This is a genomic window from Streptomyces sp. NPDC026672 (genome assembly GCF_040638185.1).
Taxonomy (GTDB): Bacteria; Actinomycetota; Actinomycetes; order Streptomycetales; family Streptomycetaceae; genus Streptomyces.
The window spans coordinates 1-26,117 of sequence record NZ_JBEZXS010000072.1 but is presented as its reverse complement, the minus strand read 5'-3'; the positions used below and the strand labels follow the sequence as shown (position 1 = coordinate 26,117).

Here is a 26,117-nt window from a genome sequence, read left to right as displayed (position 1 = left end):
CTACCTGCGGCCCTACACCAGCAACACCGAACGCACCGCAGCCCTGGCAGACTTCCTGCACACCTACAACCACCACCGCTGCCACACCGCACTCGCAGGCCACCCACCCATCAGCCGTGTGAACAACGCTTCAGGTCAATACACCTAGTCCGCGGGGCGCGAGGGGCCGGCCTTCCCGTGGTTCCGGGAGGGCCGGCCCGTCGTCCTGCCGGTGTCACCGCGGGCGCAGGCCGTCGAAGAGAACCTCCAGCATGTGGCGGCGCTGGTCGGCGGAGGCGAAGTTCACGGCCGACGTGCCCATCACGTAGCGCATGACGTCGTCGATGTCGACGTCCGAGCGCATGACCCCCGCCCCCTGGGCACGCTCCAGCAGCGGCCCGCCGGCCTCGTACAGCGCCGCCACACACGCGCGGTACACCTCGGAGTCGCGGTTCATCCCGGCGACCACGGCGCGCTTGGTCGCCACGTAGTCCACGAAGCGGCGCAGCCAGTCGGTGATGCCGTCCCACGGTCCCTGCTCGGCGAACGCCTCCGCCGCCACGCAGACCGCCTCCACCTCGTGCAGATAGATGTTCTCGATCAACTGCTCACGGGTCGGGAAGTTCCGGTACAGCGTGGCGATGCCGACCCCGGCCCGGCGGGCGACCTCGTCGAGGGGTACGTCGATGTCGTACTCGGTGAACACGGCCCTGGCCGCTTCGAGGAGGCCGTCGTAGTTGCGGGCCGCGTCGGCGCGATGGGGGCGGGGGGCGCGCAACTGGGCGAGCCGGGCGGTGGCCGTGTTCACCGTGGGGAGACTCCCGTTCTCGGAGTTCGGTTATCAGTTCAATGATAGGCGGCCGGGTTGTTCCTCCGTGCTCCTCGCCGCCGGGACCAGTGCCGTCACCAGGACCGCCGCCGCGGAGATCGCGGCCAGGATGAGGAAGCCGTCGCGGTAGGCGGCCTCGGTCGGCAGGCCACTCGACTGCACCTGCGAGGTGATGACCGCGGAGACGATCGCCGTGCCGATGGCGCCGCCGATGTTGCGGATGTTCGTGTTCATGCCGGTGGCCACTCCGGTCTGCGCCGGGGCGACGTTCTGGACGATCAGGCTGGTGGTCGCGGCGTACGCGATGCCCAGCCCCAGGCCGAAGACCGCCGACGCGAGCGCGACCTGTCCCTGCCCGTCGTGCCACAGGGCGAAGCCGAGGCAGGCCAGCGAGAGCAGCGCGGAGCCGAGCGCCACCTGGGCCTTGAAGCCGACCGTCCGGTGGATCGGGCCGGAGATCACTCCGCTGACGGCCATGGTCACCAGCAGCGGCAGGATCAGCACGCCGGCCTCGGTCACGGTGGCGCCGAAGCCGTACCCGGCGCTGGTGGGCGTCTGGATGAGCTGCGGCAGGAAGGTGAGGGTGGCGAACATGCCCGCGCCGAAGAAGAGGGCCACGAGGTTGGTCGTCCACACGGCCGGCATCCGCATCATCCGCATGTCGATGACCGGGTTCGACGACCGGGACTCGACCAGGACCCACACCGCGAAGCCTGCGACCGCGACGACGAACAGCACGACGGTGGGAGCGGAGGCCCAGCCCCACTGCTCGCCCTCGCTCACGGGGAGCAGCAGGGCGAGCAGCCACACCGAAAGCAGGGTCGCGGAGAGCCAGTTGATCCGTCCGCCGCTGCGCACGGGCGACTCCGGGACGAACAATCGGCACAGTACGGCGGTGACGGCGACGACGATCATGGGGATCCAGAACAGCCAGCGCCATCCGAGGGCGTCCAGGACCGGGCCCGCCAGGACGGTGCCGAGGCCGCCGCCGACCGCGATGACGCCCGACATGGCGCCGATGGCCGAGGGCACCCGCTCACGGGGGAACTCGTCCCGGACGATGCCGAAGGAGAGCGGGTAGACCGCGCCGCCCAGGCCCTGGATCACCCGCCCGACGATCATGACGCCGATGTTGGGCGACAGGGCGGCGACCAGACTGCCCACGACGATCGCGCCGAGGACCAGGAGGAGGCTGCGCTCCTTGCCTGCCATGTCGCCGACACGGCCGAGGATGGGGGTCGCGACCGACGCCGACAGCAGCCAGGCGATCAGGATCCACGAGACCGCGGACTGGGTGGTGTGCAGGTCGTGCTGGATGACCGGCAGCACGGGCGTGACCAGGGACTGGAGCATCGCGAACGAGCCGGTGCCGACGGCCAGCAGCAGGAAGGTCAGACGGGTGCGGGAGGCCGGCGCCGGGGGTGCCTCCCCGCGCACGGGTGTGGTGGGAGTCGGAGTAGTCAAGGTGAATGCCGTTCTTGAGCGGTGTCGCGAGGGGGCCGGTGGGCACGGGCGACATCAGAATCGATAGGGCCACTCCGATAATCCGGAGTCGCGTTATCACTCTACTGATAACGCGACTCCGGATGCAAGGCGGAAAGGGGCGGCCGGCCCGGACCGGTCAGGTCCGGGCGTCCCCCAGGGCCGGGAGGTGTGCCGTGTCGTGGTCGATGAGGTGGCGCAGGATGGACTCGTGCGACGTCGCGAGATGCGTGCGGGTCAGTTCCGCCGTGGCGGTCGCGTCGCCGTCGCGCACCGCCTCCAGGATCTGCCGGTGTTCGCGGTGCAGATGGTCCAGTTCGCCGAACACGCCGACGTGCAGATACAGATAACGGTCCGTCTGCCGCCGCAGGTGCTCGACGAGCTCGATCATGCGGGGCCGGTCGGCGCGGGTGTAGACGAGGGCGTGGAAGGCGACGTTGCTCTCCAGCCACCGCGCGGGCTCCTGACCCGCCTCCATGGCGTCGGCGAGCATCGTCATCCGGGTGACCTCCGCGCGGCCCACGTTCGGGACCGCGATCCGGGTCAGCACCGGCTCGATCGCCTCGCGCATCTCGTACAGCTCCTGGAGCTCCGCGATCGACAGGCCGCGGACGACCGCCTTGGTCGGCCCCAGGTCGATCAGGCCCTCGCTCGCCAGGACCTGCAACGCGTCGCGCACCGGGATGCGGCTCACGCCGTACTCGGCGGCGACCTTCGACTGGGACAGCGGTTCCCCGGGCTTCAGCTCTCCGCTCAGCAGCCGCTGCCGCAGCGAACGGACCACCCGTCCGGCCGCCGACTCGTCCGGCACCGTGTCCTCCCACCGTCGTACGAACGCGTGCCACCCCAGTATGCGTGGCCGGTCGTGACTGTACCCATTCGTTTCGACCCAACCTCTTGTCAGCCCTCCTGAATACGCCTAGCGTCCTGCCGTATACAGGCAACGGCAACCCGTATACGGGAAGAGTGAGCTGATGACAGCACCTGTCCACGCACCCGGCGGCGGCCCGATCCCGGCCGTGCGGACCGGACTCCTCATCGGCGGCCGGGTCGTCGACGGCCACACCGATCCGATCCCCGTGACCGACCCGGCCACCGGCGAGGTGTTCACCACCGTGGCCTCGGCCGACGCCCGGGACGTCGACGACGCCGTCCGCTGCGCCGACGACACGTTCCGCTCGGGCGTCTGGCGGGACCTGCCCCTCCACGACAGGGCCCGGCTGGTCCACCGGTTCGCCGACGGCATCGAGGCCCGGATGCACGACCTCTACCGGCTGGAGACCGCGAACAACGGACGCCCCATCACCGAGACGAAGGCCCAGATCGGCAGGCTCGCGGAGTGGTACCGCTACAACGCGGCCCTCCTGCTGGCCGACCGGGGCGCCGTCGTACCGATGCGGGGCGACTACCACACCTACACCAGCCGGTTCCCGCTCGGTGTGGTCGGCATCCTGTCCTCGTTCAACCACCCGATGATGATCGCCTCCAAGAGCCTCGCGCCCGCCCTCGCGACCGGCAACACGGTGGTCCTCAAACCCTCGGAGCAGACTCCGCTGACGGCGCTGCTGCTCGGCGAGATCGCCCAGGAGGCCGGCATCCCCGACGGTGTGCTCAACGTCGTACCGGGGCTCGGGCCGACGGCAGGGGCCGCGCTGGTGGAGCATCCGCTGGTCAGGAAGGCCGTCTTCACCGGTGGCACCGAACCGGGACGGTCCATCGCCGTGGCCACCGCCAGGCGGTTCGCCAAGGCGACGCTGGAACTCGGCGGGAAGTCACCGGTCCTGATCTTCGACGACACCCCCGTCGAGGTCGCCGCGCGCGGCGCGGCCTTCGGCGGCTTCATCGGCGCGGGCCAGACCTGTATCGCCGGCAGCCGGCTGCTCGTCCAGCGCGGCTTCTACGACGACGTCGTCGAGGCCCTGGCCAAGGTCGCCGCCGCCATCCGCGTCGGCGACCCGGCCCTGGAGACCACCCAGCTCGGCCCGGTCATCTCCCGGCGCGCGCAGGAGCGCATCCTCGGCCGGGTCCGCGACGGGCTCGACGAGGGCGCCCGGCTCGCCGCGGGCGGACACGCCGCCCGGGTGCCGGGGTTCCCGGGCGGGTTCTTCGTCGAGCCGACCGTGCTCGCCGACGTCACCAACGACATGCGCGTCGCCCGCGAGGAGATCTTCGGCCCCGTCGTGGTGGCGATCCCGTTCGAGGACGAGGACGAGGCCGTGGCCCTCGCCAACGACTCCGACTTCGGTCTCGGCTCGGCGATCTGGACCAGGGACGTGGCCCGCGCGCACCGCGTCGCCTCGCGGCTGGAGACGGGCATGGTGTGGATCAACGACCACCACCGGCTCGACCCCTCGTCCCCGTGGGGCGGTGTCCGTGACAGCGGTGTCGGCCGCGAGGGCGGCTGGGAGTCGTTCAACGACTTCACACACGTCCGCGCCGTCACCGTACGGACCGCCCCCGACGACGTCGACTGGTACGGCGGCGTGGCGACGGAGCGGCTGAACTGATGGCCGGCCTCGAGATCTCCGCCGTCGAACGGGGTGTGCTCGACGTCCGGATCGACCGGGCACCCGACAACCTGCTGACCGTCGGCATGTGCATCCGGCTGACCGGACTGCTCCTCGACCCGCCCGAGGACGCGCACGTCCTGCGGCTGCGCGCCGCCGGCCGGGTCTTCTGCCTCGGCCGGGAACGGACGGCCGGCACACCCGGTGAACTGCGCGCCGAGACCCGGGTCCTGGTCGGCCTCCAGCGGGCGCTGCGCACCACCCGGCTGGTCACCGTGGCCGAGGTGCGGGGCGACGCGGCCGGCTTCGGCGTGGGCCTGTTCGCGGCGTGCGACGTGGCCGTGGCCGAGGCGGGCGCCCGGTTCTGGTTCCCCGAGGTGGGCATCAACCTGGCTCCCTCGCTGGTGCTGGCCTGGCTGCCGCGGGTGGTCGGCGAGCGCCAGGCGTTCTGGCTCACCGCGACCGGCGAGCGTGTGCCAGCCGCCCGCGCGGTGGAGCTGGGTCTGCTCAACGCCGTCGCCGACGGGCCTCTGGAGCTGGAGAAACAGGTGGACGAACGGATCGCGGCCCTGCGCGGCCACGATCCCCGGGTCCACGCCGAGATCCGGGACATGCTGCACGCGACCCGCTCGCTGGACGAGTTCCAGGCCCTCGAACTCAGCGTCGACCGCCTCGTCGTGGGCGCGCTGCGCCGCGACGAGAACGCCACGGGGGGCAACTGACCGCCGCACACCGCCGCCCGTACTTGGCAAAGGAGCCAACGATGGCCGCACCCTCGACCGGCGCCCGCCCGTGGCGCCAGGAGATCACCCGCTACCAGTGGGCCGTCCTGTTCGCCACCACCCTCGGCTGGGCCCTGGACGGATTCGACTCCAGCCTCTTCACCCAGGTCGCCGCCCCCGCCACCGCCGACCTGCTGAACCGTCCCTCCACGTTCCACTCCGGGCTCGTCGTCACCCTCTTCCTCACCGGCTGGGCCTGCGGCGCGATCCTGTTCGGCGCGGTCGCCGACTACCTCGGCCGCGTCCGTGTCCTGATCATCGGTGTCCTCACCTACTCGGTGTTCACCGCGCTGGCCGTGTTCGTCACCGAGTACTGGCAGTTCGCGGTGGTGCGCTTCGTGGCGGGCATCGGTTCCGGCGTGGAACTCCCGGTCGGGGCCGCGCTGGTCGCGGAGGCGTGGAACAACCGGCACCGTGCCAGGGCGAGCGGCGTCATGATGTCCGGGCTCGCCATGGGCTCGCTGCTCGCGGCGCTCGTGTACTACCTCGTCGGCGGCCTCGGCTGGCGCCAGACCCTCGCCTTCGGGCTCGCGCCCGCCCTGCTCACCCTGTTCATCCGGCGCCACGTCCACGAACCGGCCACCACCGCCGAGGTCAGGGCCCGGCGCACGGCGCGTCGGCAGGAGCGCGCGGCGGGCGCGCCGAGAGCGGTGGACGACCGGTTCGTCCTCCACCAGTTGTTCAGCCGGCCCCTCCTGGGGCGGACCGTCGCCTGCACGGTGATCTGCTGCGGGGCCCTGTTCGCCTTCTGGGGCGTGACGACCTGGACCCCGCAGATCATCCGGGTGGTCGTCGCCGACCACGGCGTCACCGGCGACGCCGCCGTGCCGTACGTGTCCTGGGCGACGGCCGCGCTCAACTTCGGCGGTCTGCTTGGCTACGCCAGCTGGGGCTTCATCGCCGACCGCATCGGCCGCCGGCGCACCTATGTGATGAGCCTGCTGATCGGTGTCGTCGGCATCGTCGTCCTCTATCCGTTCGCCGACACGTACGCGACGTACCTGTGGCTGCTCCCGGTCGTCGGGTTCGGGGTCTTCGGGGTGCTGTCCGGCAACTCCGTGTTCTTCCCCGAGCTGTTCGGGCCCTCCGTACGGGCCTCGGCGATGGCGGTCACCAACAGCATCGGCCGGTTCCTGACCGCGGCGGGCCCGCTCGTCGCCGGTACCATCGCCACCGCCTGGTTCGACGGCAGCCTCGCCCGCGCCACCACCGCCGTGTCCCTGCTCATCGTGATCGCCTTCGTGGGGCTGTGGTTCACCCCCGAGACCCATGGCCGCTTCCTGTACCCCGGCGCGTCCGACGCCCCGGAGCAGACCACGCCCACGGCCGAGCAGTTGGCCACCGCCACCAGCCCCGAAGTGACGTAGGCGCCTCCGGGGAGCCGGTACGAGGAGTGAGGACGGTTCCTTCGGCGAAAGGCGCATCCCCGGGGGTGCGGAGGTCGCCCGGTGATGCGCCGGCTCGGTGTCGGCCGAGGGTCACACGTGGTCGGTCGTGACGGCGACGTGCCGCCAGGCCTCCATCTCCTTCCTGACGCTCTCCAGCTTGGCCTCGACGGCCTGGAGGGTGTCGTTGCCCAGCTGGAGGCGGAGCGGGGGCTCGGCCACCGCCGCAAGCTCCACGATGGCCTCGGCGGCCTTGACCGGGTCACCGGGCTGGGCGTGGTTGATGCCGGGGACCGCGTCGCGCATCGCGCCCGAGGTGGCCGCGTAGTCCTCGATCACGTGGACGCCGGTGGCCAGGCTGGTCGGGTCGAGGAAGTCGGTGCGGAAGTAGCCCGGCTCCACGATCGTCACATGGACGCCCAGCGGCGCGAGTTCGTCGTGCAGTGCCTCGGTGAACCCCTCCACGGCGAACTTCGTGGACGCGTACACGCCCCAGCCGGCGGCGCTGGCGAAGCCACCGACGGAGCTGATGTTGATGACGTGCCCGGAGCGCTGACGGCGCAGCACGGGCAGGACCGCGCGCTGCACGGCGAGCACGCCGAACACGTTCGTCTCGTAGACCGCGCGGACCGCGGAGTCGTCGGCCTCCTCGACGGCGGCGAGCAGGCCGTTGCCGGCATTGTTCACCAGGACGTCGATCCGGCCGAAGCGCTCGACGGCGGCGTCCACCGCGCCCTGGATCTGGCGCTCGTCGGTCACGTCCAGCGGCAGGGCCAGCAGGGCGTCGCCCGCCTCGGGGAACTGCTCGGTGATGCCCTCCGGCTTACGGGCAGTCGCCACGACCTGGTGACCTGCGGCGAGAGCGGCCCGGGTGATCTCCGCCCCGAAACCGCGGGAAGAACCCGTCACGAACCACACACTCATGTTGTCCCACTCCTTCGACGACCGTCCGACGGCCACCGGCTTCTTGATCTGTCCCCTCAAGTCAAACGCCGCGCCGTCCCCCGTGGGGCGCCACAGCGCGGTCGGCGTGTCCTCGGACGCGCCCGCCTAGGACGCGGAGGTCCACCTACGTCCCGTCCGGGCGGGACCCGCGCGGGCATCATGGAAGGCATGAGCGGCGTGTACAGGGACAGCGAGATCGGGGCCTTCCTCCGGGGGCAGCGGGCACGCCTGCGGCCCGAGGACGTGAACCTGCCGCCCGGTGGCCCGATCCGCCGTGTGCCGGGGCTGCGGCGGGACGAGGTGGCCCAGTTGGCCGGGGTGAGCAGCGACTACTACGCGCGTCTGGAGCAGGGGCGGAACATCACTCCGTCGGCGGAGGTGCTGGCCGCGATCGCGGGGGCGCTGCGTCTGGACGACGCGGGGCGCACCTATCTGTTCGACCTGGTCCGCCCGCGCGGCGGTGCCGAACGGCGGCGCGCGTACTCGGCCCAGCGGGTGCGGGGCAGTGTGCAGCGGATGATGGACGCCTGGAGCGACCAGCCGGCGGTCCTGACCGGGCGCAGGACCGACGTCCTGGCGACCAACGCACTCGGCCGGGCCCTGTTCGCCGACTTCGACGCGATGCCGGTCCGCACCCGCAACTACACCCGCTGGCTGTTCCTCGACGAGGGCGCCCGTGCCCTCTTCCCGGACTGGGAGCGGATCTCGGCGGACATGGCCGCGGTGCTGCGGCTGGACGCGGGACGCTATCCGGACGACCCGCGCACCACCGAGCTCGTCGGCGAGCTGACGATGCGCAGCGAGCACTTCCTGCGGGCCTGGACCAATCACCGGGTCATGGAGCACACGCACGGCGTCAAGAGGTTCCTGCACCCCGTGGTGGGCGAGCTCCAGTTGGAGTACGAGGGGCTGGCCGTACCAGGCGACGCCGACCAGACGGTCTTCGTGTACTCCGCCCCACCCGGCAGCGAGGCCGAGGACGCGCTGCGCCTGCTGGCCAGCTGGACGGCCGGGACCGGGGGCGGGCCCGTGGACGGGAGCACCGCCGCCTCCCCCGCCGACTACACCACCGGGTCCCCCGCGCCGGGCCGCGCCTCCTGACGGTTCGCGGCCCGCTCCTCCCGGGGCAGCCCCTAATCGACAACTGTCGATTAGGGGCTACTCTTGCATCCGGGAGCACCATCGGAGAGGACCCGGATCGGAGACGGAAGTGGTACGGACACGCGATGTGGACACGGATCCGCGGGCCGAGCGCTCGCGGATCGCCCTCGTCGACGCGATCACCGACCTGGGTGAACTGCCCGGAGACCCGCCCAGCGTCTCGGCCGTGACCCGGGCGGCGCAGGTCCACCGGGCGACGTTCTACAACCACTTCGACTCCGTCGAACACCTCGCGGTCACCGCCATCTCCGAACACCTGGAACGGCTGCGCGCGGCCGACTACAGCGACCGCCACAGCGGGGTCGAGCCCGCGGCGGTCGGCACCCGGACCCTGGACGACATCCTGGCCTTCTTCCAGAGCCACCCGGGGCTGTACCGGCTGGCCACCGCCTGGGTCGCCCCCTCCGGTCTCTCCGGCGTCGTGGAGCTCGTCCGCCGCGAAGTCCGGGCGTTCCGGGCCGAGTTCAAGCCGTCCCCGACCGGCGGCACGGGTGCCGGTGCCGCCGTCGTGGACGACGAGGTCGCCGTGGAGGACGTCTATCTCGCCGGTGGCATGGCCGCCGTCTTCGCCGCGGTCCTCGGTGGCGAACTCGCCGACGGCACCGCCTCGCCGCGACTGCTCGAACTCCTCCCCGCGTGGATGCAGCACCCCACGCGGGACTGAAACCGACACATCAGCACCGACACATCAGCAAGGAGCCCCCCATGACCACGCCCGAGATCTCCCTCGCCGCGATCAACATCAGAGCGGCCGACACCGCCGCCCTCGCGGACTTCTGGGCCGGTGTCACGGGCGCCACGCCCTCGGTGAACGGGGACAGCGCCTATCTGCCGCCCGCGGGGCCGCACGGCTTCGGCATCTTCTTCGCGCCCCTGGAGGGGCCCCGGCCCGAGACCCAGGTCGTCCACGTCGACCTGAACGTCCCGTCGGGCACCCGCGCCGCCGAGGTCGAGCGCATCATCGGCCTCGGAGCCGTGCACCGGTGGGACAACCTCACCGAGTTCGCGCACATCCGGTGGACCACGCTCGCGGACCCGGAGGGCAACCTCTTCTGTGTGTGCGAGACCCCCTGAGGTGTCGTCAGGCGCCAGGGGGCGGTGCCTCGGCGGGGCTGACGAAGGGCTGGTTCGTCGAGCCGACCGTCCTCGTGGACGTCGACAACACGCACACCGTGGCCCAGGAGGAGATCTTCGGTCCGGTGCTCGCCCTGATCCCCTACGACGACGTCGACGACGCGGTGCGCATCGCCAACGACTCGGAGTACGGGCTCGGCGGCACCGTCTGGACCACGGACAAGGAGCGCGGCCTGGGTGTGGCCCGGCGCATCCACACCGGCACGGTCGGTGTCAACGGCTACCTCGCCGAACCCACGGCGCCCTTCGGCGGCATCAGGGCGAGCGGCCTCGGCCGGGAGCTCGGGCCCGAGGGCCTGGCCGCCTTCCAGCAGGTCAAGTCCATCTACACCTGATCTCCGCCGCGGGGGCGCACGGGGCTCCCGTACGTCGGCGGACGCCACCCCCGCGGACCGGCGCACAGCGCCGCCCGCCGTGGCCCTCCCTAGGACGCGGCGTCCCACCCTCGACCGCCCGTGCCGGCCCGTGCGGGGGCATCATCGAGGGTGTGAGCAGGGACAGCGAGATCGGGGCCTTCCTCCGTGCCCAGCGGGCCCGGGTGCGGCCCGAGCAGGTCGGACTCCCCTCCGACGGACCGCACCGGCGGGTGCCGGGGCTGCGCCGCGAGGAGGTGGCCCGCCTCGCCGGTGTCAGCACCGACTACTACGCGCGGCTGGAGCAGGGCAGGAACATCGTCCCGTCGGCCGAGGTGCTGACCGCGATCGCGCGGGCCCTGTGCATGGACGAGGTCGCCCGCGCCCATCTGTTCGCCCTGGTCCACCCGGACCCGGGGGCCGACCGGCGGCGCGGGCAGGCCGCCCAGCGGGTGCGTTCCCAGGTGCAGCGGCTGCTCGACGGGTGGTCGGACCAGCCGGCCTTCCTGATCGGACGCCGTACCGACGTGCTCGCCACCAACGCGCTCGGCAGGGCCCTGCTCACGGACTTCGACTCCCTGCCGATGCGTGAGCGCAACTACACCCGCTGGATCTTCCTCGACCCGGCGGCGCGCGAACTGTACGTCGACTGGCCGGGCGTGGCCTCCGAGATGGTGGCCGTGCTGCGGGTGGACGCCGGGCGCTATCCGGACGATCCCCGCACGGCCGAGCTGGTCGGCGAACTGACCATGAAGAGCGAGGAGTTCCGCCGGTGGTGGGGTGACCACCGGGTGACGGCGCACACCCACGGCACCAAGCGGTTCGACCACCCCGTGGTCGGTTCGCTCGAACTCGGCTACGAGGGGCTGGTGATACCCGGGGACGCCGATCAGACGGTGTACGTCTACTCGGCGGAGCCGGGCACCCCGTCCGCCGACGCGCTGCACCTGCTGGCCGGCTGGACGGCCGCGCACGGTCCGGCGGCGAAGGACCGCACGGCCGGCGCACAGCGCACCACCTGACGGGTCCCGGGCCCTCCCCCGTGCGGGACATCCCTGTGTCACGAGAGCACAGAAGCACAATCGCGAGAGAGAGAAGGAAACATCCATGAGCACCAGCCCCAAGGTGTGGTTCATCACCGGGACCTCGCGCGGTTTCGGCCGCGAGTGGGCGCAGGCCGCTCTCGACCGCGGGGACAAGGTGGTCGCCACCGCCCGTGACACCGACACGCTCAAGGCCCTCGTCGAGACGTACGGGGACGACGTCCTGACGCTCGCGCTCGACGTGACGGACAAGGCGGCCGTGGACGCCGCGGTGGCCCGCGCCCACGAGCACTTCGGCCGGCTGGACGTCGTCGTCAACAACGCCGGTTACGGCCTCTTCGGCACCGTCGAGGAGGTCTCCGAGGACGAAGCCCGCGCGCAGATCGAGACCAACCTCTTCGGCGCGCTGTGGGTGACCAAGGCCGTCCTGCCCGTCCTGCGTGCCCAGGGCAGCGGCCACATCCTCCAGGTCTCCTCCATCGGCGGTGTGACGGCCTTCGAGAACCTGGGCCTGTACCACGCGTCCAAGTGGGGCCTGGAGGGACTGAGTCAGTCCCTCGCCCTGGAGGTCGCCCGCTTCGGTGTGCGCGTCACCATCGTGGAGCCCACCGGCTACAGCACGGAATGGAGCGGCAGTTCGGCCGTGCACGCCGCGCCGATCGACGCCTACGAGCCCGCCCGCCGGGCCCGTGCGGCGCGGGTGAAGCCGGGCATGGTCGGCGACCCGGCCGCGACGCGGGATCCGATCCTGGAGATCGTGGACGCCGAGGAGCCGCCGCTGCGCTTCTTCCTCGGCCGCGGCCAGGTCGAGCGGATCGGCCAGGAGTACGCCAGGCGCATGGAGACCTGGCAGGCGTGGAGCGAGCTGTCGGACCGCGCCCACGGCGACGTGTCCTGACGCCCGCCGGGCCGGTGACCGCCCAGGTCACCGGCCCCCGCGCACCACCCGGTCACCGGCCCCCGCGCACCGTCCCCGCCCCGCGCCGCCCGTCAGACCTCGCGCCAGCGGGCGTTGGCCCAGGAGAAGACGCCGAAGGCCGCAAGGCCGACCGCGACCAGCACGAGCAGCCAGGGCCCCGCCGGAGTCCCGGTGAAGGAGCGCAGGGTGTCGTCGACGCCCTTGGCCCTTCCCGGCTCGTGCCGGACGGCCGCGACGACGGCGAAGCCTCCGGCCACGGCGATGACAAGGCCCCGGGCCGTACCGCCGAAGACGCCCAGGAAGGTGACCACTCGACGGGTCCTGCGCGCCATCTCCCCCGTCCTGAGGTGCTTGAGGAACTTGCGCATGACCGCCCGTACGGCGATCCACACGCCCGCCCCGGCCACCGCGACGCCGGCCGCTGCGACGATCCACTGCCCCGCGGGCCAGTCCAGCGCCCTGGCCGTGACGTCCCGGGAGTTCCGGTCCGAACTGCCGCTCCCGCTGCCCTTGTCACCGGCGGCGTAGGAGAGCACCGAGAAGGACACAAACCCGTAGAAGACACAACGGCCCGCGGCCATGGCCCTCTTGCCCGCCTTCCTGCCGTCCGGTCCCGCCTGCCCGAACACGGCCTCGGACAGCCGCCACAGGGCCATGCCCGCCAGGGCGGCGCCGAGCAGCCAGAGCAGCACGGACCCGAAGGGCTTGTCGGCGATCTCCGCGACCGCGCCACCGCGGTCCGCCTGTTGACCACCGCCGCCGTCGGCGAAGGCGATCCGCAGCGAGAGCACACCGATCAGCACATGGATGACCCCGCGGGCGACGAACCCCGCACGGGCCGCCGCCGCGATCGCCGTGCCGTTCGCCGCGCGCCGCGCCCGTATGCGTCCCCGTACCGTCATCGATCCACCGACCATGCCCACCTGGTGCCCCCGGAACGGGCCATGACGCCTGCGACCTGTCCCGGAGCGGGAGTCGGGGGTCAGGGGTCGGGGGTCGGGGGTCAGGGGGTCATGGTGAAGGGGCCCGTGTCACCCGGCCCTTGCGCACCAGGACGGTGATGCCTTCCTCGCCGGGTGCGGGGTAGGCCGCGGCGAAGCCCGGAGCGGGCACCGGCGCCGGTGCGTCGTAACGCCGGGTGCTCGGGACGCTGTGGTTGAACCAGAGGGTGGGGCGTTCGGTGGACCGGCGGAGGATCCGGGCCATGGCGCGCAGGCTGGGGTGGGAGCCTTCGCCGCGCCGGTGGCGTGCCTCGGCGGACCGGTCGGACAGGGCCCGGCCGCCGTGCGTGGAGATCAGCCAGTCGTGGCAGTCCAGGGCGTCGAGCAGTTCGGGGCTGACGTTGCGCGCGCTGCCGTGGTGGGGCACCTTGCACAGGTCGACACGGTAGGGGCGCCCCGCGCCGAGCGTGCGCAGCGAACGGGCCAGTGTCTCGGCGTGGGCGTCGGCGCCGAACAGCACGCGGGCGCCCGTCGTGTCCTCGGCGCAGAAGGCGATGCTCGACCCGTTGGCGGCGGCGGTGTCCGCCTCGTAGGCGGAGTCGGCGGCGAGTTCCGCCCACGGAATGGCGGTGTCGTCCTCGGGTTCCCCGGGGTCCGGGTCGCCGAGCAGATCGGGGCGGTCCCGCGGCCGGGGTCCGGGCGTCGGTTCGGGCCACGCGTCCCGCAGCTTGTCCAGGCCCTCCCGGGTGGGTGAGAGCAGTGTGAGCGTGAGTCCGGGGAGGTCGAAGACGGGCGGTGTGCCGTCGTCGGGGACCACCACGGCGCGGCCCTCGGCGCGGCGGTTCCAGTCGGCGCCCCGCTCGCGCAGCAGCGCGGCGAGCCGGTCCCCCTGCCGTGGGCCGAGGAGGTCCGCGGGGAGCAGGTGGTCCCGGCAGTTGAACCACACCTCGTCGGCGTGGAACCCGTCGGGAGGCCGGGTGAAGAGGGACAGGAGTCCGCCGATGTGGTCGGTGTCGACATGGGTGCACACCACCAGGTCGAACCGGCGGTCGTGAACGGGTTGTCTTCGGAGCCGGTCGGCAAGTCCTTCGGGCAGCCGTGCGCGGCGCCGGCTGCCGCCGTCGATCAGCATGCGGTGCGGGCGTCCCCCGTGCGTCCATTCCACCCACAGGCAGTCGCCCTCGGCCGCGGGCAGGGCCTCGACCCTGATCACCGTCCCCCCTCCCGTTCCCGGCCGCCGGTCGGATCAGCGGCGTGGACCTCCCAGTCGGTGTCGCCGTAGCCCACCAGGGCCAGGGCACTTGCCTCGCCCCTGAGCAGCGCGGTGCGCCGGGCGCGGGTGAGGGCCTCGCCCAGCAGCAGTCCGGCGCCGGACCGGGCCGCCAGGTGCCGGATCTCGGACATCAACTCGACCGCCACGGGCACGATGTGGCGGGCCAGCACGGGTGCGAGGGTGCCGACGACGCCCGGTGCCCCGGCCTCCAGCAGCCGCAACTGGGCGCCGAGCAGCGGGGTGCGGTGGTCGGCGGTCCGGCAGCCGAGCAGCAGGACCAGCGGATTGGGTTCGGCGGGCCCGGTCAGCAGCGGGTCGAGCGTCTCCTGGAGCGAGAGCCGGTCGTCGCGGCCGATCACGAGGCAGGTCGTGCCTCGCGCGGGCCCGTCGGTGACCCGTTCGCTGTGCACCACGAGGAGGAGGACGCCCGGTGCGTCGCCGCGGTCCCGGAGCCGCTGTGCGCGCAGGGCCAGTTCGCGCCAGGTGGTCGCCGGCTCGTCCCGCGCGTCGAGCAGGCGGACGGCACTGGTCCACGCGCGTTCCGTGTTGTGGTCGGCCCGGTCGCAGGCGGCCGTGAGGAGGGTCGCACCCAGGTCCACCGTGGCACGCTCGGCGACCGGGCCGGCCGCGAGCGCGAAGTCCTTGGCGAGTTCGGCGGACCGGTCGGCGTGGACGTGCCGTTCGATGACCTTGCTCGCGCCCCAGAACCCGAAGGGGCAGATCGTGGAGTCGGAGGAGTGTCCCGGGCACCTGGCCGCGCAGTCCTCGGGGCCGGTCAGGGCCGGGGCGTCGGGGCAGAGCCGGCCGGCCGTGCCGAGGGGTCCGCCGATGTTCAGCGGCTTGTCGTACACGAGTTCCAGGGGCAGCAGGTCGCCCGGCCGGGCGGCGAGGACGGAGATGTTCCCGGCCCGCCGCAGCGCCCGGGCGCTCGCCGGGGGCACCAGGCCGATGCGTTCGCCGAACAGGCCGCGGAAGAGGGCGCTGCCGCTCAGGGCCAGCGCGGTGAGCAGTTCCGTGTAGGCGGGGCTGGTGTAGTCGCCGTACCTCTCGGGTCGCTCGGCCGGGTCGCGCAGGGCGGCCGTCAGCGCGCCGACCGTGTCGGAGAGACCGGCCGGTGCCCGGATCTCCACGGCGTCGGAGGTGACCGTGGTGAGCAGGGTCCCTCCGCCGGCGTCCGGGCCGACGGCCAGTGCGGCGTCGTGGGGCACCCGGGCGGCCAGGTCCTCGGTGTCGGCGCGGACCACGGCGTCGAGTTCGAACACGGGCGGGTGTCCGGAGCCGACGGTGGCGCTGAGCACCCCGCTCTGGAGGAAGCGGTGCCGGTGGAACACCGTGACACGGACGCGGAACTCGCTGCCGGGCGCACCGGCACGCACCGTGAACCCGGCCTCCTCCGAGCGTCCGACGGACGGCAGGTCCACGTCCGCGTACTGTCCCGTGCGGGGCGGCGGTGTGCCGTGGAGCTGTGCGGCGGTGATGCGCAGCCGCACGGTGCGTCCCGGCGTGAACGTGTCCGTCGGCAGCGGGGTCCGCGCCGCCGTGTCCCGGCCGGGGCGGCCCACCCAGACCGTGAGGTCGTGGTCCGTGTGGGGCCGAACGCCCCGCGCCCCGGTCTCCTCCCCCGGCGCGGTGAGCCGGGCGCGCAGCACACGGTGGGGACGGCGGCGCCGGTCGTGGTGGATCTCCCGCAGCAGGCGTGCCCAGCGGCGCGCGACGTCCTCGGCCGTGCCGACGGGCGCGTCCGGGTGGGGCCCCGGGTCGGGCACGGTGCGCCCGCCGGTGCTCGGACCGGCCGGTGTGCCGGCGGTGGTCCGGGCGATCACGGCGCTGATGCGGGTGGTGTCCAGCAGGCCCGGGTCGGCGTACAGCAGGGGGCGGGCCGCGCCGACGGCGGTCGCCGCCCGGTCCAGCGCGACGTCGAGCGGCGCGTCCCGTGCCAGCGCCGAGAGCAGGGCGGCCAGCCATACGGCGGTGTCGGCGCCGGGATCCACCAGTGCCGCGTTGGTGGTCCCGTGGCGTGCGGCGATCCGGGACAGCGGTGCGTCGTCGCCGTCGGGCGTCCGTCCGGGCCGGACCAGGGCGACCGCCACGGTCGCCGTCGGGTCCGCCGGGGTGCGGGCCGGCCGGGCGGGGGTGTCGGCGGAGCACACCACCAGGCCGGCGCGGGCCCAGCGGCCGTCCGGGACGGTCTCGGTGACGCACTCCCGCCACAGGGGTGTCCGTGCGGCCGTCCGGCGGGCGAGGCGCAGACGTTCCTCGGGCGTGGCGTCGGGGAGCAGCGTGACCGGCAGGGGCCAGTCCCATGCCGGGCACGCGGACGGCGTGGGCGGAGCGGTGCGGCTCACCGCGACGACGTGGTGTCCCTCGCGCAGCAGGGCGGCGAGGGCGGGGTACGTCCCCCAGGGCCACCCGACGGACAGCCGGACTCCGGGAGTTCCCGCGCAGGCCGCGGCCCATTCCGCGGCGAGCCGAGGCATCGCCGCCGGGTCCCGCTCCAGCAGGTCGCTGGGGTCGGTCCAGGGAACGAGGACGGCGCCCGCCGCCCCGTACTCCCCCGCGCGGGGGCGCAGCAGACCGGCGAGGTCGGGCCCGTGCCCGCCGGAGACCGGCGCGGCGGCCACGACTCCGGCGGCGACCAGCGCGTCCCGGACCTCCCGGTCGTCCGGCCCCCGGCCCAGGGCGCGGCCGGCTGCTCGCAGTAGTTGGTCCTGGTTCACGCTGTCCTCTCGACCGTACGGCCACGCCCGTCACCCACTATGTCAAGGACGCCTGGGCAAGGGGCAGTTGTGGCAGTCTTGCCCATACGATCCGGTATGAGGGGGGCAACCGTGACGACGGTCGAGCCGGGCGAGGACCTGACGCTTTCGGTGGAGGACTTCCGCTCGGACGCGGACGGCACGTCATGGCGCTGGGTGCTGACGGCTCCTGGAGGTTCGTTCGAGGGGGACGCCGAGATCCGGCTGCGGCGCGAGCAGTGGCAGTACGACGCCTTCGAGAACCTGCACGACTATCTGGCGTGGCGGGTCGATCCGCAGCGGCGCACCGCCCACGAGGCCGAGGTGGTGCGCCAGGTCGGCGAGTGGATCGGACGGCAGGTGTTCGGGGACGTCGGCCCGCGTCTGCTGCGGTTCGCCGAGGACGCGGCGGGCTGCGTCGTACGGCTGACACTGCCTCCGGAGGCGCGGGTGCTGGCCGCGCGGCCGCTGGAGGCCGCCGTGGTGGACGGCACCGCGCTGCGTTCCGCCGGTGTGGTGCTCGTGCACGACGTGCCCGACCCCGGCGGGACGGCGCGCCGGCTGCCGAAGCGCCCGGTCGGCACGGCCCTGCGCATCCTCGCCCTGTTCAGCCTCCCCGACACCACCAACGCCCTCGACCTGCGACGGGAACGCCACGCGCTGGCCCGGCTCGTGCACACGGTGGGCGCGGTGCACGGCCGCGCCGTCGAACTGCGGGTGCTGCAGTACGGGGTGACCCGGGAGTCGCTGCGGGAGATCGCCGAGGAGGGGCCGGGCTGGGACGTCGTCCACATCTCCGGGCACGGCGGGCCGAACGTCCTGACCCTGGAGCACGAGGACGGCAGTCCCGACGAGGTGTCCCACGAGGCGCTGGTGGACCTGCTGACGCCGCTGCGCCGCCAGGTCAAGCTGATCACCGCGTCGTCGTGCTCGTCGGCAGGGGACCGTGTCCGTGTCTCCTTCGACGCGCCGGGTCTCGGACCGGCCCTCCGTCAGGAACGGCCCGCCGCCGAGGAGTCCGCCCCGCTGTCCGACCTGGCCTCCGCGCTCGCCGCCCGCCTGGACTGCGCGGTGGTCGGCATGAGGTTCCCGGTGGTCGACGACTTCGCGATCGCGCTGAGCGAGCACCTGTACGCGTCCCTGCTGCTCCGGGACCAGCCCTTGGGGACGGCCCTGACCCGGGCGGTGGCCGCGAGCACGCCCGCCCGGCCGACCGCCGCGTTTCCCGCCCTGTCCGCGGCGACCCCGGCGCTGTTCGGGCGCAGCGCGGCGGCCCTGCGGCTGTCCGCGCCGCGCGGCGCCCCGCTCGTCTTCGACGCGGACCGGCTGAAGCTGGCGGGTTTCCCCACGGCTCCGGGCCGGTTCGTGGGCCGGGTGGCGCTGATGAGCCGGGCGAACGCCGCACTGGCACCGCGCAGCGGAGCGTCCGGGGTCGTCCTGCACGGCATGGCCGGCGCGGGCAAGACCACCGCGGCCCTCGAACTGGCGTACACGCACGAGTCGAACTTCCTGGCACTGGTGTGGCTGCGGGTCCGGGACTCCGGGACGGCGGACGCCTCGTCCGCCGTCGGCGCCCACGTGGTCGACACCGCGCTGACGGATCTGGCGGTCGCCCTGGAACGCAAGCTGCGCGGTCTGTCGATGACACCGGCGCTCACGGACCGCGAGCAGTTGCAGCGGCTGCTGCCCCTGCTCACGGAGTTCTTCGAGCGGGAACGCGTGCTGCTCGTCATCGACAACGCGGAGGCCCTGCTGACGAGCCGGGGGGCGTGGCGGGACGAGCGCTGGCGTGCCGTGTTCGAGGCGCTGACGGCCCATACGGGTCTGTCCCGGACCGTGCTGACCAGCAGGGTCCGGCCGGAGAAGGTCCCCGGACCGGTCGTGGTCGATCCCGTGCACGCGCTGGCCCCGCGGGAGGCCGTACTGCTGGCCCGCGAACTGCCCCACCTGGGACGGCTCATCGAGGGCACCGTGCCGGACGTGCCGGCGGACGCCGGTCGCCAGGTCGTCGCGGACGTCCTCGCCGCGGCCGCCGGCCATCCCGAACTGCTGGTCCTCGCGGACGCGCAGGCGTCCGACCCCGACCGGATCGGCACGCTCCTGGATTCCGCGCGGCTCCTGCGGGACGGCGTTCGCCCGGCCGGGGACGACGGCGCCCCGGAGGGGGCGGCACGTCCGTCGACGGAGGACTACGCGGCCCTCCTCGACTCCTGGACCCGTGCCATCGAGGGCCGACTCGGCCCGGCGGAGCGGACGTTGTTCCACGCGCTGAGCGCGATGGAGGAGGCCGACCGCGAGCAGGGGCCGGTCGAGCGGGTGTGGAGCGGGCTGCGGGACGTACGGCCCGGGGGCGCGGAGACGGCGCCCGTGTCCGCCCTGGCCCGCAGCGGGCTGGTCGTGGAGAGCACCGACGCGGACGGACGGGCGCGCTGGGACCTGCATCCCAGTGTGGCCGCGACGGGCCGGGCGGGCGCGGACCCCGGCCTGGCGTCCCTGGTCGACGGGGTCCTGGCGGAGCACTGGTGCGCCGTGCTGGCGGACGCGCTCGCGCGCGAGGACACCGAGCACACCGGTATGGAGGTGCTGCGCGCGGGCCGGGCGGCGTTCCCGTACCTGCTGCGGCTGGGCGACTGGGCGCGGACGGTCGACGTGGTGAGCCAGGTGCTGGCCCGCGACCTGACCCGCCCCACCGCGCTGGCGCTGCTTCCGTTCGTGGAGGCGGCGCTCGCGCGGGCCGGGGACGACGACGGGACGCTGCGGCTCGCCCGGACCCATGCCAGGGTCCTGCTCAGGGTCGACCCCGCCGCCGGGGAACGCCGGCTCACCGAGCTGTTCGACATCGCCGTGGGCCGTGGGGACCACGAGCGGGCCGCCAACCTCGCGAGTGATCTGCGCGCCCGGCACCGCAACGCCGGCCGGCTCGCCGAGGCGCTGGTGTGGGCCGAACGGGCCGTGGAACACGCCGCGTCGTCGGGCCGCGGGCCCTGGACCAGGCTCGGCATCGAGGCGGCGCACGCCCAACTCCTGGCCATGGCGGGCCACTTCGAGGAGGCGCTGGAAGGCAGCCGCGCCCTGCTCGACCGTGCGGCCGCGCTGCCCCGGGACCAGGACGCCTCCGAAGGGCTGGAACCCTGGACCGTGGAGGAGATGCTGCTCGACGTGGCCCGGCTGGCGAGCCGCGGACTGGACCGGCTCGCGGACGCGCTGGAGTTCAACCGGCGCATCGCCGCCTGCGAGGAACGGCGTGACGCGCCCGTCCTCGAACGCACCCACACCCTCTTCAACTCCGGCGAACTCCTGCTGGCGCTCGGGGAACTCGACGAGTCGGCCGCCGTGTTCCAGTCCTGCCGCACGGAGTACGAGCGGCAGTTGCACGAGCCGGGGCTCGCCTGGACGTTCACCGCGTTCGCCCGCGTGGAACACCTGCGGGGACACGGACCGATCGCCCTCGACCTGGCCCGGGACGCGCTGCGGTACGCCTATCGCGCGGGCCTGGCCTCGGACATCGCGGTGGCACACCACGACATGGGCGTCCTGCTGCACGCCCACGGGGACGACCCCGTCGCGGCGGGCGCCCATCTGCTCGCCGCGGAGCTGATCCGCGTGGCCGGCGGACTGGCCGGCGACGACGGACTCCCGTCCGGGGACGTCCCCGACGGGGCCACCGGTTCCGCCCGGCTCGGCACGGTGGACGAGGTGGCCGCCCTGGTGGACCGGGTACCGGGCGTCGCGCTGCACCACGTCCTGACCACGATCACCGGCCCGACCGCGACACCGACGTGGACCACCCTGCTGGACCGGGCACGGGCCTCGGCCGGGGGCACGTGAAACCGGGGTGCTGGGGGTGGGGCTTTCGGTTCAGTCTCCGGTGACGGGCCAGGTGCTGGTGACGGTGGTCCAGGCCGCGTCCCGTGCCGCCGGGGTGGCCGCGCGGGACAGGACGTCGGTCAGCCGCATGCCGGGCTCGGCGTCCACCGCACGGCACAGGTCGGCGACGGTGGCCGGGGGTGTCTCGCCCGCCGGGGCCAGCCGGGCGACCAGCCCGGTGGCGGGCACCGGGTCGACGCCGTCCACGAGGACGCCCAGCAGGACGGCGGCGAGCCCGTGCACGATGATCCGCCTGCCGTCACCGGAGGCGCCCGTCGCCGCGTCGGACAGGTACACGGCCAGGTTGTGGTGGGCCACCCGCACCCCCTGGGCGTGGGCGCGGCCCGAGCCGTAGAGCCCGGCCAGTGCCTCGGCCATGAGCGCGGCGGCGGTCCCGGCGTGGCCGCGGCTCGCCGACACGTCCGCGAGCGCCCCGGTGGTGAGCGCCACACGCTCCCAGTCCTGCTCGCGGGTGAACACGGCCCGGCACTCGGTGAGCACGTCGTACGCCTCGTCCACCCTGCCCAGGCGTTGCAGGGGGCCGTACCGGTTGAACAGCGTGTGCGCCCTGTCCGCCTCGGGGGCGTCACGGGCCCGCAGGGAGGCGAGCACTTCATCGATGAGGGTGAGCTCCAGTTCCCAGGCGCCCATGACGTCGGCCGCGGCGCAGCCGACGCCCAGCACTGCCTCGCGGACGTTCCAGGGGTCGACGTTCTCCGGCCGGTCGCCGTGGGCGGGCAGGGCGTCCATCCGGTCCAGGAGGCGTCCCACCTCGGTGAGGACCGTGTCGGGAGGGTCGCGTCGTTGCAGGACCTGGAGCCGTTTCGCCTCGTCGCCGAGGACCGACCAGGGGCCGAGGCCGGCCTGTCGTGTGTGGTGGCGCTTGCGGTCGAGCAGGGCGAGTGCGCCCTCCCATTCGCCGCGCAGGAAGCAGTGCCAGACCAGGTCGCCGACGAGTCCGGTGGCCGCCAGGTGGTCGTCCCGGGCGAGCGCGGTGTCCAGCAGCCGTTCCAGGTGCCGGCGGGCCTCCTCGGGGTCGCTTCCCTCCAGGACCCGGGCCAGGATGCGCCGGGCGGGCAGTTCGTCGTCCCCGCCCTCGGCCCGGCGGGCGATGTCGCGCAGCACGGGCAGCAGGGCGGCGGCGGTCCTGGGCGAGGAGTCGCGGAACAGCACCCGCTCGACGAGCAGGGCGGCCGGGCTCCACTGCCCGCTCCGCAGCAGGTACGGCAGTGCGGCACGCGCGGTGTCCACGACCTGGACCGCGCCGGTCTCGTCCTCGGCCGCCAGACTCTCCACGGCGCGTTCGGTCCAGTGCCGGGCGAGTTCGCGGTCGACGGTCTCCCGCAGCCGGGGCCCGGCCGACTGCCGACCCGTCTCGGCGACCTCCGGGTGCACGACGAGCACGGTGGGCTCGCCGCCGGTGTCGCGTTCGACGGCGACGAGTCCGCTCTCGGCGAGTTCGGGCCAACTGCTCCGCCAGCCGTCGACATCGTCACGCACGGGCCCGGACCCGGCCTCGGACTCGGTCCTGGTGCCAACCTCGGTCCCGGACCCGCCCTCGGACCCGTTCCCCGTCCCGGCCTCGGACTCGGCCCCCGTCCCGGCCTCGGACTCGGTCCCCACCTCGACCCCAAGCTCGATGCGTGCGACGAGCGCGGGGCTGCGGTCGGCCGGTTCGAGGCAGCTCAGCACCTGGAGGAGATGACGGGCCGGGGCCGACAACCCGGCCATGACACCCCTGGTCCACACGCCCAGCACGGCCGCGTAGGCGGTGGCGTCCGCGCGCGTGGCGACGGTCACGTCGAGGTAGCTCTCCGGGACGATGCCCAACTCCTGCCAGGACCGGTCCACTTCGGCGAGGCGCGCGCTGAGTTCACCGGGGTCGGACAGCTCGCCCTCGGCCAGTTCGACCAGCTTGGGGTGGCCCTGGGCCGACGCCAGGACCCGCACGGCGAGCGTGCGGCACAGCGCGGGGTCCAGACCCGGCAGGTCCCCGTCCAGCAGCGCCCGCAACTGCGGCATCTCACGGGCGAGCAGCACGCTCTCGCGCAGGGACAGGGCGTCGACCTGCTGCACGGGGACGCCCGCGTCGAGGGAGGCGGGCGCCCGGCGTCCCGTCATGACGAGCCGGGACAGACCGCGGTGGCCCGTCAGGGCGTCGACCACCAGACCCCACCTCCGGTCGCGCCACGCCCCACCGGTGCCGAGGAGGGATTCCACGTTGTCCAGCACGACCAGGAGGCGCTGTTCCTCGCAGAACTGGGTGAGCACCGGGAGGAAGGCGCTCAACCGCTCGTCGTCGTCGAGGACGTCGGCGAGGTCCAGCCCCGGCACCCGCCGCTGGAGGGCGCGCGCGAAGTCGGTCAGGGAGCCGGTGATGTCGGGTGCGGCGCCGTCACCGGCCACCTCGGGGGCCCGGTACCACACGAGCATGCGGAAGTTGCCTTCCTGCCCGTAGGCGAGTTCGAGGGCGCAGGCCGTCTTGCCCGCGCCCGCCATGCCCCGCAGGAAGATGCCGGAACTGCCGCTGTGCGGGGCCAGGTTGCGGTTCGCGGCGGACATCAGCCCGCCGCGCCCCACGAACCGGGCCGGCCGGTCGGGAAAGCCGGCCAGTTTGAGTTCGCCCTGGTCGAAGAAGAGCCCCGGTCCCCTGGGGGGTTCGAGCGTCAGGCTCACGGCACTGGCGCCGAAGAGGGCGGGGGTGAGAGCGGCCAGGGGCGGGCTCGCCTCGGTCGCCGGTACGTCGACGACGCGGGGCAGGGCCAGCGCGAGCGCGCGTCCCAGCGGGTTGGACTGCTCGACCATCAGCTTGAACACCGCACCGTTCAGCCTGGTCACGAAGTCGTCGGTGACGGTGTGCCGCATGCCGAGCACAGCGCAGTCGAGGCGCGCGGCGAGGACTTCGGCGAGCGTGCCCACGTGCGCCGTACCGCCTTGCCCGCCTTGCCCGTCGTGCTCGTCGCGTTCGGCGGACCGGGTCGGGGCGCCGAGGCCGAGCGCCTCCAGCCGTTCGTCGGCGGAGGTGTCGGCGGACGAACAGGCCGCCGCCAGCACGAACTTGACGCGTCGGCGCAGCGGGGCGAGCAGGTCCACCAGGGCGTCGCCGTCGATCGGGTCGCGGCTGCCGTCGGGCCGCTCCAGGACGAAGACGCCCTCGCCGCCGTGGCCGGACAGCACGAGGACGTCCCAGCCGTGCCCGTGGGCGACGAGTTCGGCCAGCCGCTCCCGGGTCACGCCGTACTGGAGGACGGACAGCTCGATCGCCGTGCCGCCGGTCTTGGCCACCGTGTCGAGCAGACGGGTCAGTTGGAGGCGTTCGCGGCGCAGGTTCAGCGCGGACGCCCCGTCGGGCAGGCTGAACAGGGCCAGCACCCGCAGCGCCTTCGTGACGGCGTGCTTCCTCCTGGAGCGCGGCGGCGTCGCGGACTCCGCGGTGAGGTCCCGGACGAAGGCGACATGGTGCAGGGGCAGGGGACGGCCGTCGACCACCGCGGCTTCCCAGGGCAGTTCGGCCACGAAGCGGGCCTCGGCGGGGACCGTCATCCGTACGACGCAGGGGCCGTCGGCCGCCAGCAGAGCGGCGATGTCCTTCAGCGCGTGCCGGGTCATCCACCGGCCGAGCTCGTCCAGGAGTTCACTCTCGTGCGCCAGCCGCCGACGGGGGTCCGTCCGCCACCGGAGGTAGGTCCGCAGGTCGCGGAGGGCGTCGACCTGCCAGTCGGCGTGCCGGAGGGAGACGTCCGCCTCCTCCGTCGGCACGCCCTCGGCTTCGAGGACCCAACGCCAGTGCGCCTCCAGCACCGTGCCGGTGCCGGGTTCCGTCACGGCGCGGAAGTCCCGCACTCCGAGGCGGAAGTCCGCCGACTCGGATTCCACTGGGCCCCCCGCACGTCCTCGCCGGTGTCGCAGGATCTTAGGCCACGGTCGCCCGTTTCGCGGCGGACCGAGCGGAATCCGAGGGGGATCCGAGGGGAATGAGCCGCCCGGGTTGGGGACGTCCTCGGGGTTCAGTTCCCGTCGGTCAGGGTCACACCGAGCAGGCGCTCGAGTTCGGTGATGGTCTGCCGGGGTTCCTTCGCGTGCACGGTGGCGAAGCCCAGCGCCGCGGCCGGCGGCAGATGGCGGTCGGTGTCGTCGACGAACACGCACTCCTCGGCGGGCAACCCGAGCAGTTCCAGGACGAGTTGGAAGGCCTCCGGCTCCGGCTTGCGCAGACCGTGGTCCTCGGAGATCACCACCGCGTCGTGGTCGCGCTCCAGGTCGTACCCGGCGTAGAGGTCCCACGGCCGCCGCCCGACGGAGTTCGAGAGGATGCCGACCCTCACCCCGGCGCGCCGCGCGGCGGCGACCGCGTCGACCAGCGCGGACTCGGGGCGCAGGTCCGCGAAGATCCGGCCCATCAGGTTGTCGGGCGAGACACCGGCCCGTGCGGCGGCCTCGGCGTTCCACTCGTCCTGGGTGAGGGCTCCACGCTCCAGCTCCTCGGTGCGGCGGATCATCTCCTCGTCGAGATAGAGGGCGTTGATGAGGCTGCCCTCGGGCAGGCCCTCACGCTTCTCGAAGGCGAGCACGGCGGGGAGCAGGGGCGTGGTCAGCACACCGCCGAAGTCGAGGACAAGGCCCTTGCGGTAGGTCATGCCCGCACTCTAGACGGCGTTGGATCAAGGGAGTTCGACCGCCCGGCGGGACTAGGGTCCGTCTTCAAACGGATCTTGCCCAGAGCAGGAACGAGGCGAGGGTGACCGCAGCTTCGTAGGAAGTGGCGGTCTTCTCGTATCTGGT

The 26,117-nt window shown here is 73.4% G+C and carries 19 protein-coding genes and 1 pseudogene; 11 read left to right on the top strand and 9 right to left on the bottom strand.

Annotation, left to right across the window (positions count from 1 at the left end; translation table 11 throughout):
- A pseudogene (locus AB0F77_RS41235) lies at positions 1-148 on the top strand (IS481 family transposase); the annotation flags it as partial.
- A 66-nt stretch (positions 149-214) separates the two neighbouring features.
- Here AB0F77_RS41235 and AB0F77_RS41230 read toward each other — a convergent pair.
- From AB0F77_RS41230 to AB0F77_RS41220, 3 genes are all read right to left on the bottom strand, one after another.
- Positions 215-787: a helix-turn-helix domain-containing protein gene (locus AB0F77_RS41230; RefSeq protein ID WP_361959286.1), complete on the bottom strand. Its 573-nt coding sequence runs from the start codon at positions 785-787 to the stop codon at positions 215-217.
- A 33-nt stretch (positions 788-820) separates the two neighbouring features.
- The gene (locus tag AB0F77_RS41225) at positions 821-2,272 is read right to left on the bottom strand and encodes an MFS transporter (RefSeq protein ID WP_361959283.1); all 1,452 of its coding nucleotides are present in this window, start codon (positions 2,270-2,272) and stop codon (positions 821-823) included.
- 157 nt (positions 2,273-2,429) lie between these two features.
- Positions 2,430-3,101 carry a GntR family transcriptional regulator gene (locus AB0F77_RS41220; RefSeq protein WP_361959280.1) on the bottom strand — a complete coding sequence of 224 codons (672 nt, stop codon included), beginning with the start codon at positions 3,099-3,101 and terminating at the stop codon, positions 2,430-2,432.
- A gap of 163 nt (positions 3,102-3,264) precedes the next feature.
- Between AB0F77_RS41220 and AB0F77_RS41215 the strand changes: the two genes are divergently transcribed.
- The 3 genes from AB0F77_RS41215 to AB0F77_RS41205 are packed head-to-tail and all read left to right on the top strand — an operon-like array spanning position 3,265 to position 6,946.
- On the top strand, positions 3,265-4,797 hold the full coding sequence (locus tag AB0F77_RS41215) for an aldehyde dehydrogenase (protein WP_361959277.1): 1,533 nt from the start codon (positions 3,265-3,267) through the stop codon (positions 4,795-4,797).
- Positions 4,797-5,519, top strand: a complete 723-nt coding sequence (locus AB0F77_RS41210; RefSeq protein WP_361959274.1) for an enoyl-CoA hydratase/isomerase family protein — start codon at positions 4,797-4,799, stop codon at positions 5,517-5,519. The genes AB0F77_RS41215 and AB0F77_RS41210 overlap by 1 nt, the downstream gene beginning before the upstream one ends.
- Positions 5,520-5,560: 41 nt before the next feature.
- On the top strand, positions 5,561-6,946 hold the full coding sequence (locus AB0F77_RS41205) for an MFS transporter (protein ID WP_361959271.1): 1,386 nt from the start codon (positions 5,561-5,563) through the stop codon (positions 6,944-6,946).
- A gap of 111 nt (positions 6,947-7,057) precedes the next feature.
- Here AB0F77_RS41205 and AB0F77_RS41200 read toward each other — a convergent pair whose 3' ends face one another.
- Positions 7,058-7,888 (bottom strand): oxidoreductase, encoded by an 831-nt coding sequence (locus AB0F77_RS41200; protein WP_361959268.1) that lies wholly within the window; start codon positions 7,886-7,888, stop codon positions 7,058-7,060.
- Positions 7,889-8,077: 189 nt separating this feature from the next.
- Here AB0F77_RS41200 and AB0F77_RS41195 point away from each other — a divergent pair, with 189 nt between their 5' ends.
- The 6 genes from AB0F77_RS41195 (at position 8,078) to AB0F77_RS41170 (ending at position 12,498) form a co-directional block, all read left to right on the top strand.
- Positions 8,078-9,010 (top strand): helix-turn-helix transcriptional regulator, encoded by a 933-nt coding sequence (locus AB0F77_RS41195; RefSeq protein WP_361959265.1) that lies wholly within the window; start codon positions 8,078-8,080, stop codon positions 9,008-9,010.
- Between the two features lie 127 nt (positions 9,011-9,137).
- A complete protein-coding gene (locus tag AB0F77_RS41190; protein WP_361959262.1) occupies positions 9,138-9,734 on the top strand; it encodes a TetR/AcrR family transcriptional regulator in 597 nt (198 codons plus the stop codon).
- A gap of 41 nt (positions 9,735-9,775) precedes the next feature.
- Positions 9,776-10,144, top strand: coding sequence for a VOC family protein (locus tag AB0F77_RS41185; protein WP_361959259.1), 369 nt, complete (start codon positions 9,776-9,778; stop codon positions 10,142-10,144).
- Positions 10,129-10,539: an aldehyde dehydrogenase family protein gene (locus tag AB0F77_RS41180; protein WP_361959256.1), complete on the top strand. Its 411-nt coding sequence runs from the start codon at positions 10,129-10,131 to the stop codon at positions 10,537-10,539. The genes AB0F77_RS41185 and AB0F77_RS41180 overlap by 16 nt, the downstream gene beginning before the upstream one ends.
- Before the next feature lie 152 nt (positions 10,540-10,691).
- Positions 10,692-11,579 (top strand): helix-turn-helix transcriptional regulator, encoded by an 888-nt coding sequence (locus tag AB0F77_RS41175; RefSeq protein ID WP_361959253.1) that lies wholly within the window; start codon positions 10,692-10,694, stop codon positions 11,577-11,579.
- A gap of 85 nt (positions 11,580-11,664) precedes the next feature.
- Positions 11,665-12,498: an SDR family NAD(P)-dependent oxidoreductase gene (locus AB0F77_RS41170; protein WP_361959250.1), complete on the top strand. Its 834-nt coding sequence runs from the start codon at positions 11,665-11,667 to the stop codon at positions 12,496-12,498.
- Positions 12,499-12,590: 92 nt separating this feature from the next.
- Here the strand turns inward: AB0F77_RS41170 and AB0F77_RS41165 are convergent, their stop codons facing one another.
- From AB0F77_RS41165 to AB0F77_RS41155, 3 genes are all read right to left on the bottom strand, one after another.
- Positions 12,591-13,421, bottom strand: a complete 831-nt coding sequence (locus tag AB0F77_RS41165; protein WP_361959247.1) for a DUF1206 domain-containing protein — start codon at positions 13,419-13,421, stop codon at positions 12,591-12,593.
- A gap of 109 nt (positions 13,422-13,530) precedes the next feature.
- On the bottom strand, positions 13,531-14,673 hold the full coding sequence (locus tag AB0F77_RS41160; protein ID WP_361959244.1) for an MBL fold metallo-hydrolase: 1,143 nt from the start codon (positions 14,671-14,673) through the stop codon (positions 13,531-13,533).
- The gene (locus tag AB0F77_RS41155; protein ID WP_361959241.1) at positions 14,670-17,450 is read right to left on the bottom strand and encodes a hypothetical protein; all 2,781 of its coding nucleotides are present in this window, start codon (positions 17,448-17,450) and stop codon (positions 14,670-14,672) included. Before AB0F77_RS41155 ends, AB0F77_RS41160 begins: the two co-directional genes overlap by 4 nt.
- Positions 17,451-17,561: 111 nt before the next feature.
- Between AB0F77_RS41155 and AB0F77_RS41150 the strand changes: the two genes are divergently transcribed.
- The gene (locus AB0F77_RS41150) at positions 17,562-21,296 is read left to right on the top strand and encodes an AAA family ATPase (RefSeq protein ID WP_361959238.1); all 3,735 of its coding nucleotides are present in this window, start codon (positions 17,562-17,564) and stop codon (positions 21,294-21,296) included.
- Between the two features lie 30 nt (positions 21,297-21,326).
- Here AB0F77_RS41150 and AB0F77_RS41145 read toward each other — a convergent pair whose 3' ends face one another.
- Both AB0F77_RS41145 and AB0F77_RS41140 read right to left on the bottom strand, forming a co-directional pair.
- Positions 21,327-25,211: a hypothetical protein gene (locus tag AB0F77_RS41145; RefSeq protein ID WP_361959235.1), complete on the bottom strand. Its 3,885-nt coding sequence runs from the start codon at positions 25,209-25,211 to the stop codon at positions 21,327-21,329.
- A 131-nt stretch (positions 25,212-25,342) separates the two neighbouring features.
- Positions 25,343-25,972: an HAD-IA family hydrolase gene (locus tag AB0F77_RS41140; protein WP_361959232.1), complete on the bottom strand. Its 630-nt coding sequence runs from the start codon at positions 25,970-25,972 to the stop codon at positions 25,343-25,345.
- Positions 25,973-26,117 lie beyond the last annotated feature (145 nt).